This window comes from Streptomyces sp. NRRL WC-3549 (assembly GCF_000721935.1).
GTDB lineage: Bacteria > Actinomycetota > Actinomycetes > Streptomycetales > Streptomycetaceae > Streptomyces.
Genome location: NZ_KL585389.1, coordinates 46,845 through 49,279, shown reverse-complemented (window position 1 = coordinate 49,279; position 2,435 = coordinate 46,845). Strand labels below are relative to the sequence as shown.

Genomic DNA, 2,435 nt, shown 5'->3' with positions numbered 1-2,435 from the left:
GCCATTCGGACGCCGCCTCGCTCAGGGCGAGCGAGAGCGTCAGGAGCCGGTCGCCGACCTGGGCCCACACGGAGTCCCACACCTCGGACGGGGCGGGCCGGACCCGGCGGCGGAGGCGGTACCCGGGGTTGAACCGGGCGCTCTCGACGGACCAGGCGCGCGCGGTGCGCAGCTCGGACAGGGTTCTGTACAGCCCGCCGGCCTCCTGGTACCACTCCGCCGCCCGCGCTTCCGAGTAGTCGTCCTTGACGCCCTCGCCCATGCGCCGCAGCAGCCGGGCGCAGTCGCCGGGCAGGGAGCACGCCAGCCGGCTGACCTGGAGCGAGTGCACCGGCGGCAGCACGAGCGCGTTCACCGCGACGCCCACCGCGGCACCGACGAGGGTCTCCAGGAGGCGGTGCCCGACGGCGACGGGAGAGTACGAGCCGTAGGCCAGCACGAAGAGCGCGGTGGTCGGCGCGTACAGGCCCTGGTCACCGACGGGCGCCCAGTTCCCGAGGAGCACGGCGACCGGCAGCGCGACGAGCATCGCCGTCATGGTGTCGCCGGTGAGGGCCGCGGCCCCGGCGGCCAGCAGGGTCCCGGACGCGATCATCGACAGCAGTTCCACGCCGGTCCGCATCGACCGGTACACGGTCCCCTGCACCAGCGCGACCGCCGCCCACGGCGCCATCAGGGCCATGGGCGCCGCCAGCCACCACCCGGTCACCGCCCAGGCCACGGCCGCGGCGGCCGCGGCCTTCAGCGACTGCACCACCAGATAGCGGTCGGGCCTGCGCGCCACCCATGCCAGGCTGTCGGGCCACAGCTTCACAGGGCGCCTTCGGCAAGGGTCGGCACGGGTCGGTGGCGGTGGGCGGCCATGGATCACTCCTCGACGGTGCTGCTCGTCACGCAGAAGACACCTGTACCCGGCCGCATATGGCACAAACGCCGCGTACGCGTCACCGGCCCCGCTCCTCCGCACCCCCCCTGGCCGGCCACGTCGGGCGGGGGCCGGTGCCACGCGCCCGCGCCCCGGCCGAACGGTGTCAGACCGTGGCGCGGGCCTCGGCGAAGGCGCCGCGGGCGAAGGCCAGACCGGCGAAACGTTCACCGATGCGGCGGTGGGTGGCCGCGTCCGGGTGGAGTTCGTCGGGCAGCGGCAGTTCGGCGTAGTCCGCCTCGCCGTAGAGCTCGCGGCCGTCGAGGTGGTACAGGTTCGGGTCGTCGACGGCCCGCCGCCGGACCAGGGCGGCCAGTTCGTCCCGGATCACGGTGAGCGTCAGCTTTCCGGCCGCCCGCTCCGCGGGGTCGCCCATGGCCCGGAACCGGAGCCGCCCCTCGGTGATGTCGCTGAAGTCCGGGCCGCTCGGACCGGGGGTGTCCTCGTGGATGGGGCAGAGCAGGGGCGAGACGACCAGCAGCGGTGCGGTGGGGTGCCCCTCCCGGATGGTGTCGAGGAAGCCGTGGACCGCGGGGCCGAAGGCCCGCAGCCGCATCAGGTCGGCGTTGACCACGTTGATGCCCAGCTTCACGCTGATCAGGTCCGCCGGGGTGTCGCGCAGGGTGCGGGCGGTGAACGGGTCGAGCAGGGCACCGCCGCCCAGACCCAGATTGACCAGTTCCACACCGCCCAGGGACGCGGCCACGGCCGGCCAGGTGCTGGTGGGACCCGCCGCCTCGGAGCCGTGGCTGATCGAACTGCCGTGGTGCAGCCACACCCTGCGGCCCCGGTCCACGGCGGGCTCGACGGGAGCGTCGGTGCGCAGGGCCACGAGTTCGGTGGTCTCGTTGTGCGGCAGCCAGATCTCGACGTCCTTGGGGCGGTCGGGCAGCCCGGTGAAACGGAGGGTGCCCGACGGGCCGGGCGTCCACTCGCTGGTCCCCGCGGTCATGTCGACGGTCAGGGTGTTACCCCCGGTCACGGTGGCCCGGCCCGCCGGGCGCCCGTCGACGAGCAGTTCGTACAGACCGTCCGGCCGGGGCGGCGCACCCACGTACGCCCGCTTGGTGGGCAGGGTGTCCAGCTCGAGCGCGGTGGCCCGGGTGCGGAAGGCCAGCCGGACGCCCGCGGGCTGGGACTCGGCCATGGCCAGCTGCGGGTCGGCGCACTGGGCGCGCGCCCAGGCCGGCAGCCGGTGGGGCAGCACGCCCTGCTCGGTGTATTCCACGTCGACGGCGCCGCGCAGGAGGGACGCCGTGACGGGTGTGGTGATCCAGCTGTGTTCGGTACGCATGGTCTCCATCTGATCGGAGTGGGTACGTGCTCCGGCTCCGCACGGGGCCGGGGCCGGATGCGGGCCGCGCTCAGTTCGCGGGCCAGTTCCGCAGCAACGCGTCGAGGGAGTCGAGGATCCGCTCCCACGTCTCCTGCGTGTCGGGGGCGCTGTGGTCGAAACCGCCGCCGAGCTCCAGGGTGACGTAGCCGTGGAAGACGCTGCCCAGCAGGCGGA

3 protein-coding genes are annotated in these 2,435 nt (G+C 74.2%); all 3 read right to left on the bottom strand.

The window, feature by feature from the left end:
- The coding region (locus IH13_RS0107555; protein ID WP_082317538.1) for an aromatic acid exporter family protein at positions 1–814 on the bottom strand (814 nt) is incomplete at its 3' end.
- A 217-nt stretch (positions 815–1,031) separates the two neighbouring features.
- Entirely contained in the window at positions 1,032–2,219 is a 1,188-nt protein-coding gene (locus IH13_RS0107550) for an SGNH/GDSL hydrolase family protein (protein WP_031082198.1), read from the bottom strand.
- A 70-nt stretch (positions 2,220–2,289) separates the two neighbouring features.
- Positions 2,290–2,435, bottom strand: a 146-nt coding sequence (locus IH13_RS0107545; protein WP_031082195.1) for a TetR-like C-terminal domain-containing protein, incomplete at its 5' end; no start/stop codon positions are given.

Excerpts from the sequence above, each read along its gene's own strand:
- IH13_RS0107550 (WP_031082198.1), bottom strand. The coding sequence starts at position 2,219 with ATGCGTACCGAACACAGCTGGATCACCACACCCGTCACGGCGTCCCTC.